This is a genomic window from Acinetobacter sp. YH12152 (assembly GCF_013418285.1).
GTDB lineage: Bacteria > Pseudomonadota > Gammaproteobacteria > Pseudomonadales > Moraxellaceae > Acinetobacter > Acinetobacter amyesii.
This window is the reverse complement of record NZ_VPCH01000076.1, coordinates 1-8,619: the sequence shown is the minus strand read 5'-3', so window position 1 is coordinate 8,619 and position 8,619 is coordinate 1. Positions and strand designations below refer to the sequence as shown.

The 8,619-nt window shown below is 40.7% G+C and carries 12 protein-coding genes; 11 read left to right on the top strand and 1 reads right to left on the bottom strand.

What is annotated here, in order from left to right; translation table 11 throughout:
* The first annotated feature begins 311 nt into the window (after positions 1 to 311).
* From FTU83_RS16155 to FTU83_RS16145, 3 genes are read left to right on the top strand one after another with little or no spacing between them, the layout of a single operon-like run.
* Positions 312 to 1,538 (top strand): efflux RND transporter periplasmic adaptor subunit, encoded by a 1,227-nt coding sequence (locus FTU83_RS16155; RefSeq protein WP_130116373.1) that lies wholly within the window; start codon positions 312 to 314, stop codon positions 1,536 to 1,538.
* The gene (locus tag FTU83_RS16150) at positions 1,535 to 2,758 is read left to right on the top strand and encodes an ABC transporter permease (protein ID WP_106986402.1); all 1,224 of its coding nucleotides are present in this window, start codon (positions 1,535 to 1,537) and stop codon (positions 2,756 to 2,758) included. The genes FTU83_RS16155 and FTU83_RS16150 overlap by 4 nt, the downstream gene beginning before the upstream one ends.
* Positions 2,751 to 3,464, top strand: coding sequence for an ABC transporter ATP-binding protein (locus tag FTU83_RS16145; RefSeq protein WP_004988501.1), 714 nt, complete (start codon positions 2,751 to 2,753; stop codon positions 3,462 to 3,464). Before FTU83_RS16150 ends, FTU83_RS16145 begins: the two co-directional genes overlap by 8 nt.
* Positions 3,465 to 3,721: 257 nt before the next feature.
* On the opposite strand, the gene FTU83_RS16140 is transcribed toward FTU83_RS16145, so the two are convergent.
* A complete protein-coding gene (locus tag FTU83_RS16140) occupies positions 3,722 to 4,033 on the bottom strand; it encodes a metalloregulator ArsR/SmtB family transcription factor (RefSeq protein ID WP_004984482.1) in 312 nt (103 codons plus the stop codon).
* 120 nt (positions 4,034 to 4,153) lie between these two features.
* On the opposite strand from FTU83_RS16140, the gene FTU83_RS16135 reads away from it, so the two are divergent.
* The 8 genes from FTU83_RS16135 to FTU83_RS16100 all read left to right on the top strand — a co-directional run bounded on the left by FTU83_RS16135 (position 4,154) and on the right by FTU83_RS16100 (position 8,507).
* Positions 4,154 to 4,570, top strand: a complete 417-nt coding sequence (locus tag FTU83_RS16135; RefSeq protein WP_004988500.1) for a YeeE/YedE family protein — start codon at positions 4,154 to 4,156, stop codon at positions 4,568 to 4,570.
* A 1-nt stretch (position 4,571) separates the two neighbouring features.
* Entirely contained in the window at positions 4,572 to 4,988 is a 417-nt protein-coding gene (locus tag FTU83_RS16130; RefSeq protein WP_004988498.1) for a DUF6691 family protein, read from the top strand.
* Between the two features lie 2 nt (positions 4,989 to 4,990).
* On the top strand, positions 4,991 to 5,863 hold the full coding sequence (locus tag FTU83_RS16125; protein WP_004988496.1) for an MBL fold metallo-hydrolase: 873 nt from the start codon (positions 4,991 to 4,993) through the stop codon (positions 5,861 to 5,863).
* Between the two features lie 67 nt (positions 5,864 to 5,930).
* Positions 5,931 to 6,713, top strand: a complete 783-nt coding sequence (locus tag FTU83_RS16120; RefSeq protein ID WP_117008074.1) for a sulfite exporter TauE/SafE family protein — start codon at positions 5,931 to 5,933, stop codon at positions 6,711 to 6,713.
* Positions 6,714 to 6,813: 100 nt separating this feature from the next.
* Positions 6,814 to 7,209: a rhodanese-like domain-containing protein gene (locus FTU83_RS16115; protein WP_180107295.1), complete on the top strand. Its 396-nt coding sequence runs from the start codon at positions 6,814 to 6,816 to the stop codon at positions 7,207 to 7,209.
* A 55-nt stretch (positions 7,210 to 7,264) separates the two neighbouring features.
* Positions 7,265 to 7,600, top strand: a complete 336-nt coding sequence (locus FTU83_RS16110; RefSeq protein WP_004988488.1) for a carboxymuconolactone decarboxylase family protein — start codon at positions 7,265 to 7,267, stop codon at positions 7,598 to 7,600.
* Positions 7,601 to 7,624: 24 nt separating this feature from the next.
* Positions 7,625 to 8,212, top strand: coding sequence for a methyltransferase domain-containing protein (locus FTU83_RS16105; RefSeq protein ID WP_257222661.1), 588 nt, complete (start codon positions 7,625 to 7,627; stop codon positions 8,210 to 8,212).
* A gap of 91 nt (positions 8,213 to 8,303) precedes the next feature.
* Positions 8,304 to 8,507: an SDR family NAD(P)-dependent oxidoreductase gene (locus tag FTU83_RS16100; RefSeq protein WP_257222662.1), complete on the top strand. Its 204-nt coding sequence runs from the start codon at positions 8,304 to 8,306 to the stop codon at positions 8,505 to 8,507.
* Positions 8,508 to 8,619 lie beyond the last annotated feature (112 nt).

The following is an 8,619-nucleotide window of genomic DNA, read 5'->3' as shown; positions in this document are numbered from 1 at the left end:
TACAATTAATGCAAGCATAATCAGTGTAAAACATTTTGCATGTGACTTGTTCCACTTTAGATATTTGTTTAAGATGAGATGTAACTCATTGAAATGTGTCATCATATTCGTCGTCAGAAAACAAGTACTATGCCATTATTTCAATAAGTTATCTTTTTTGTCGTGTACAAAGAACAGTAAGAGAAAATAATTTAATAAAAATGGTGTGCTTTTTTAATTTGGTGTGTTGTAACTAAATTTTCATATATATTTAACTAGACATTAATTATTCAATTCAAAAACTTTTCTTAAATCTGGCTTGGAGAATGGAATTGCTTGTTACCCGTTATAAGCCTTGGATCATGATCATACTACTGGTTTTGCTCGTCAGTTTTGCTATATATCGCTGGTGGCAAGGACCATTGTTACCTAGTTATGAAGTCGTATCTAGTCCATTGATTCAGACAGTTGTTGCTTCAGGACGGGTAGAGAAAGTATCTCGGACTCAGATTGGTAGTGAAATTACAGGGGTTGTTCTTGAGCGCTTGGTTCAAGAGGGAGATCGGGTCTCTCGAGGGGATGTTCTTTTAGTACTGAAACCTGATGAAATTTCAGCGCAGGTGCGGCAGGCAGAAGCTGAATTAAAGGAACTCGCAACCACTAGACGTCCGCAAGCAGAATTCGATTTAGCGAATGCCAAAGTGAAATTAGAACAGGCTCAAAGAGAGGCGGTACGCAGACGAAATACCGAATTAGGAATATTATCAGCAGAGGAAAGGGAGAAATCGATAGAGGCAGAAAAACTCGCCCGTAATAATTTGGAATCAGCTCGATTAAAAGTTGCTTCACTTGCCCCAAATAAAGTTGAAGAGACAAAATTACGCGAACGACTCGCTGCACTTCAAGCGCAACTTGCCAAGACCAAAATTCGTGCAGAAGTTTCGGGTATTATTTTAACGCGTAATGTTGAGCCAGGGGATCTGGTACAACCGAGTCAGACTCTCTTCACTATTGCACTGGATGGTGCGACTGAAATACGAGTGCCATTTGATGAACGAAATTTACCACTGTTGGCTTTACAACAAAAAGCCGCAGTGATTGCAGATGCCTATCCAAATCAATCTTTTCCTGCCCATATTAATTTTATTGCTCCAAGTATTGATGCTCAACGTGGCACAGTAGACGTCCGATTAACAGTTGATCCAGTCCCAGGTTTTCTGCGTCAAGACATGACGGTATCGGTAAATGTTGAAACCAACAAGCGCGAGCGAACCTTGGTCATTCCAAATGATGCTTTAAGCAGTATAAGTGGCAACAAGGCTATGGTCATTTTAGTAAGAGATAGAAAAATTCAACGTCATCCTATCACACTGGGTTTACGTGGTTTGGTTATGTCTGAAGTTGTAGCTGGATTGAAAGAAGGTGATCACGTCCTTACCGATGCAGAATCAGTGCTTAAAGATGGAACTCGTGTCCGAATAGAGAAAACTAAACCTGTTTTCCAGAGTCAAACGGATCAGAAAAATAGCAAAAATGAATTACCGGTGAAATTCGATTGAAAAACTTTTTTAGGCGACTTTGGACCGAGTGGACCATCGCAATCAGTTTTTTGCGAGAGGGTCGCACACAGTCGATGATGATTACCATTGGCGTCGCGGTGGGGGTAGCCGTCATTGTGTTCATTAGCGCCTTAATTCAGGGTTTACAATCGAATATTGTAGAAAGAACTTTAGGGACACAGGCGCATATTCGTTTGCTCTCACCAGATGAGGTGAATCGTATTGTGCCACCAGCAGCAGGAACACTTCAGTTGTTACAAGAAGATAAGCGTGCACAACGCTTACGTTCTATTAATAATTGGCAGCAGATTACTGGGACTTTAGATCATTTACCGGTGTTGACTGCGGTTTCTCCTGTGGTCTCAGGTCCTGCATTTGTACAGCGCGGAGATGCGATTCAATCTATTGCATTGGTTGGTATCAACCTTGAACGTTATCAACAGATTATTCCGTTGAAGCAATATATGGTGAGTGGTGAATTACAGGTCAGTGCGGATAATGTATTAATTGGGCGTCAATTAGCCAAAGATTTGGGTGTGCAAGTTGGGAGCAAATTAAGATTAGATACCGGGCAACAGAAAAATGCAGTTGTGAACATCTCTGGAATATTTGAATTGGGTGTGCGTGAATTGGATGCGCGCTATGTCTATCTGGATTTGAAACAGGCGCAATCTTTACTTAATTTGCCGGGTGGGGTCACCGTGATTGATCTGACGATCCAAGATATTTTTCAGGCGGATCAAGTTGCCTCACAAGTTGGACGCCTAACTGGCTTAAAAGCAGAAAGCTGGATTGAAACCAATGCTCAATTAATGAATGCGATTACCGCTCAAAGTCTTTCTACAAACATGATTATTGTTTTTGTGGGGATTTCAGTCGCTTTTGGCATTGCCAGTGTGATGTCGGTGAGTGTGGTGCAACGGACTCGGGAAATCGGTATTTTACGTGCGACGGGGGCGACACAAGCACAAATTTTAAGAGTTTTCTTGTTTCAGGGAGCAATTTTTGGTCTGCTTGGTTCGATGCTTGGTAGTGTAGTCAGTTATGGTTTGATCTGGGGATTTAATCAGTTTGGTCCCGGCTTGTTTTATATTTCGATTTCAATCAAGCTTATCTTGTCGGCATTATTCTTGGCGACAGTGACAGGTATTTTGGCTGCTGCAATACCATCCCGTCGGGCTGCTGCACTTGATCCTGTGGAGGCAATTCGTCATGTTTGATCCATCTCAGGAAGTACTGCGTTTAGAAGCATTGCGAAAGTCTTACAATGTTGGGCAGCCTAATGAAGTGGAGGTATTACATGGAATTGACCTGTGTATTCAACGGAATGACTTTGCTGCATTAATTGGTCCTTCTGGTTCAGGCAAAAGTACTTTACTGAATATTCTCGGCTTATTAGATCAGCCTAGTCGTGGTGAGTTGTACTTGTTGGGGCAGGCTACAAGCCGTATGGATGATACGGCTCGGACAGCATTACGAGGCAATAGTATAGGTTTTGTGTTTCAGTTCCATCATCTTATACAGGCTTTTACTGCCTTACATAATGTACTCATGCCATTAATGCTGAAGCAAGGTAAGCCAGATCAATCTGCGTTGCAATATGCCCATGAATTATTGGCCGCTGTAGGGTTAGATAAGTTCGCTGACCGTAAACCCAATGAGCTTTCTGGAGGGCAGCAGCAACGCGTAGCGATTGCACGTTCACTGATTACTCAGCCTGCACTATTGTTGGCCGATGAACCGACAGGTAATCTGGATACTCAAACTGCTGCGGAAATGTTTGAATTATTTCGTAAAGTACATCGCGAACATGACTGTGCAGTCTTATTGGTGACTCATGATCCTAGATTATCGGCGACCTGTGATCGAACCATTAATTTGGTGGATGGGAGAATTCAGAGTGATTCCAAACACGAGATGGAATAAGCCGGAATGTAGATCACTCTTCTGGTAAAAGCAGTTCGAAACATTGAGTAGACATCAAAATTCTAGCACGATATAAGAACAAACTTGTAAATCGATAAATTATAACCCTGTGTAATTTGAATAAAATATTTTTCAGATTTAGTTCACTAAATCTAATCTAGAGAAAAAATGAGTACAAGATTTTTCAATATTAAGAGTATTAAAAAAAACAAAGGTTTACTGCTTCTGATCATTTCTTTTTGGCTGTACTAAGCGGATTAATTCGCACAATACAGCTCGTACAGCTTTTGCATCAAACTTAAGACCTTGGGATCACTCAGACGATAGAAAATCTGTTTACCCTCACGTCGTGTGCTGACCATGTCAGCCTTACGTAGGACAGTCAGTTGTTGTGAAAGTGTAGGTTGATGAATGTCAGTGGATTCTTCAATTTCCTGAACATTCATTTCCCCATCCACCAGGACACATAAGATTTTCAGGCGATCAGGATTGGCCAAAACTTTCAGGCATTGGCTGACGAAATCGACTTGAGAAAAATCAATTTTGGCATTTTCAGCAATCATATCCATAAATGTCCTCACAACTTTTGATGTAGCCCGTGCAGTTTACATAATTTACCATAAAACTGCTTGATTAATATTTTTTATTATATAATATAAAAAAATATATTGTATAGAGATTGATTCATCATGCATGACTTCCTCATCGCATTTATTGGCGGCTTAATGCTCGGGCTTTCCGTGGTTGGCTATCTTTACGTCAATGGCCGTATTGCAGGAATCAGTGGTTTGATTGGGCAAGTATTAAACTCAAAATCCATGTTTAAAACACCTGCAATCTGGTTTTTATCAGGCTTGATTCTCACACCGTTTATTTATGGTCTATTTGTACAACCTGAAATCGAATTGAATGCCAGCCCACTGATGATGATTGTGGCAGGTCTACTGGTGGGTTTTGGGACACGTCTGGGTTCGGGTTGTACTAGTGGTCATGGAATTTGTGGCATCAGTCGCCTGTCTAAGCGTTCTATAATCGCGACCATGACTTTTATGTTTACAGGTTTTGTCACCGTTTATACTATCCGTCATATCACAGGAGCATTCTAAAATGAAAAATGTGTTTGCCTTTTTATTTGGTGCACTGTTCTCTGTGGGGCTGATGGTATCAGGCATGTCTAATCCGGAAAAAGTACTCGACTTTCTGGATCTGTTTGGTAATTGGGATGCCAGCCTGGCCTTTGTGATGATGGGCGCGATTGCGGTGGCCTTTATTCCTTTCCAGAAAGCAGTACGTGCAGCACAACCAAAAACGGTCTTCAATGAATCTATTGATTTACCCATAAATAATCAGATAGACAAGAAATTGATGACGGGTGCGGTTTTATTTGGTGCAGGTTGGGGTATTGCCGGCATCTGTCCGGCACCAAGTTTCACCTTGATCGGTTTGGGCCACTATCAAGTGCTCTATTTTATTGTAGCAATGCTGCTGGGTGTATGGATTCACCGTAAATGGTCAGGAGCTTAACGATGTCAAACTTACCTATAGTAAAAGATTTTTTTCACGAAGATACCAATACCTTCAGTTATGTTGTACGTGATCCGGCGACCAAAGCCTGCGCCATTATTGATAGCGTTCTGGATTATGATCCGGCATCAGCAAGTACATCCACTATTCATGCCGATAAAATTATTGCCTATATTAAAGAGCAGGGTTTAACGGTTGAGTGGATTCTCGAAACCCATGTACATGCTGATCATCTGACTGCTGCACAATATCTCAAAGCTGAGTTAGGTGGCAAGATTGCTATGAGCCAGAAAATTGGCATTGTACAGGAAACCTTTGGTGCGATTTATCATCTGGATATTAAACAATGGAATGCCCAGCAGCTCTTTGATTATTTATTTGAAGATCATGAGTCGTTCCAAATCGGAACATTGAAAGCCTATAACATTCCAACACCGGGACATACGCCTGCTTGCCTGAGTTATGTCATGGGTGATGCCGTGTTTGTGGGTGATACCTTATTCATGCCAGATTATGGAACAGCGCGCTGTGATTTCCCGAAGGGAAGCGCATCAATCCTTTTTGATTCAATACAAAGTTTGTATCAACTGCCTGAGAAAACACGTGTATTTCTCTGCCATGATTATTTGCCAGAAAAGCGCGATACCTATATGTGTGAAACGGATATTCAGACTCAAAAAAATCAGAATATCCATATTCACGACGGCACGACCAAAGATGATTTTGTTGAAATGCGTAATAAGCGCGATGCGGGTTTAAGTATGCCCAAACTGATTTTACCTTCGATACAGATCAATATGAAAGCAGGACAATTCCCTGAACCCGAAGAGAATGGTGTTTCTTATTTAAAACTTCCACTGAATTACTTCAAATAGGCAAATTTTAAGATTAAACAACAAGTTTTGTTTAATTGGTTTGGTAATAGAGGGGGGGGCAGTAGCGATGTGGATGCTAATACTTGAAGGACTGGCCATCGGTGGTTTGCTTGGGTTAACCGGTGCTGGTGGTGGCATTCTGGCCGTACCCGCACTGATGGCAAGTCAAGGATGGACGGTCGCACAAGCTGCACCTGTTGGCTTGCTTGCAGTCACTTTATCTGCCTTGGTTGGAACATTTGAAGGCTTATTTAAGAAGATAGTACGCTATCGGGCTGCGCTTTGGATTGCACTGATTAGCATTCCTTCAGCACGTTATGGTGTGCATCTGGGAGGAATAATTTCTCCTGTATGGCTTACCTTAGCATTCAGTTTAGTCATGCTCGTGGTTGCTTACCGGATTTTTTTTAAAAAAGTGAATGACCATACAGGTGTGCTGTGTAAAGTTAACCAAACAACTGGTCGTCTGATTTGGAACATGAAAACTGCATTGTCTCTCGGTGCCATTGGTGTCGTGGCAGGTTTATTGACTGGTTTGCTTGGGGTAGGTGGGGGATTCGTGATTGTTCCAGTACTGAGTAAAGTAACTGATCTTGATATGCGCAGTATTGTTGCGACCTCGTTGATGATTATTTTCCTGATAGGTGGTGTCAGCATTTCAGCTCATATTTTAGATGGTTTTCAATACCCCGTTTCGGTCACGCTGACTTTCGTTTTAGCTTGCATGGCTGGGATGTTGATTGGTCGAAGTTTGATGCCTTTAGTTAAGAATAGTCAAATCCAAAAGGTTTTTGCCATAACTGTCATAAGCGTAGCATTTTATTTAATTTCTACAGTCATCATAACTTAATACAAGCAAGAGATTAGAGCCAAATTTAAAAACTGCATTTTAAAGACATGAATATTTAATCAGAGACCAGATTTCTAAAGATCGGAAGAGGTAAAGAGTAATGAAAACAGCAGAACAATTAATTTCAATGGCAAAAAACCGAATTCAAGAAGTGACGGTAGACGGCTTACTTAAAGCCATGAAAAACCATAAAACCATTCTGATTGATGTTCGGGAACCGGATGAATTTCAGGCGGCAGCGATAGACCGAGCCGTGAATTATCCTCGTGGTGTTTTAGAAATGAGAATTCACCAGCATCCTGTGGCGAGCCATCATTGCGATACCTTGCAAGCACTAGAATATCTTAAAGATCAGCCGATTTATTTGATTTGTGGGACGGGTGGCCGATCAGCTCTGGCTACAGATACTTTACAGAATATGGGATTTACTCAGGTGAAATCTGTTCAGGGTGGATTCCAAGCATGGCTAGAGCAGGGTTATCCAGTAGAGAAATAACTAGATTTCTATTTTAAGTCTAACTTAAGTTTATGGACATTCAAGTGAGAAAATCATGAAGTACAAAGAATTAACTCAAAATATTTCAGGCAGTTTAAAGACATTAGCGCAGGATTCTCCTGATTTAATGAAAAGTTTTAATCAATTGTCACAAGTTGCAATGCGAGATGGTGTTATTGATCCTAAAACAAAAGAACTGATTGCCTTAGCGATTGGTGTTGCAGCACGATGTGATGGATGTATCGGTTTTCATGTCAGAACCCTAGTCAAAATGGGAATGACATTGCAAGAATTAGAGGAAGTGCTTGGTGTTGCAGTTTATATGGGGGGCGGTCCTTCATTGATGTATGCCGCTAATGCATTGGAAGCATTTAAAGAATTCACAGCTTAATTTTTTCAATCATTGGGAAAAGATATGAATCAGCATTGGGATAATCTTTATTCGCAAACACAGGATCTGTATGGCATTTCGCCCAATCATTTTATTCAACAGATAGCAGATCAGATTCCAATTGTGGGAAAAACTCTTGCTATAGCAGAGGGTGAGGGGAGGAATATCCTGTATTTGGCTAATAAAGCGAAACAGCAAAATGATTCATTTTCAGCAGAAATATGGGATTACTCAAAAGTTGCTATGCAACACTTATCTACAAAAGCCCAGCAAGCTGGTTTTGAATTCACACTTAGAAATATTGATCTCAATGATGTCGAATGGCCAAGAGAGTGTTATCAAAATGTGATGTGTGTGTATGGGCATTTTGATGAAAATACTCAATTCAATGTTCTCACTGGGATACGTCAAGCATTGACAAACAATGGTTTATTGGAGAGCTTTATTCTAAAGAGCAGATTGATTATCAAACCGGTGGTCCGAAAGATATTAACTATTTGTACGATCCAATGTCGTTTCTTTCAGTATTTAAAAATGATCATCTTTATCATTTTTATGTGGGAGAACAAGAACGTCATGAAGGCAAGTTACATAACGGAAAATGTCATGTAGTTCAATTTGCAATTCAAGTGCAGAAATAGGGTCTAAAACGTTTCAAGCACGAGTATGGCTCACATGCTCATTTTATAAAAAAGAGAGGTTTATGATGTCAACACGTTTTAATAATAAAGTGGCTTTAGTTACAGGTGCAGGTTCGGGTATTGGGCGAAGTACAGCGCTGCTTCTTGCTCAACAAGGGGCAAAAGTTGTTGTTTCAGATATTAATCTTGATGCGGCTGAGAAAGTTGCAGCTGAAATTATAGCTGCTAGCGGCCATGCTGTTGCGAATAAAACTGATATACGCTGAATTATCAGGAGACTTTCCCTTGGGAGATTCTAGGCAGCCAACTTATAAAAGTCTTCGGCCATTTGATTTGGTGTCTTAAAACCCAAACCCTTTTGAATTCTTCGATGATTAT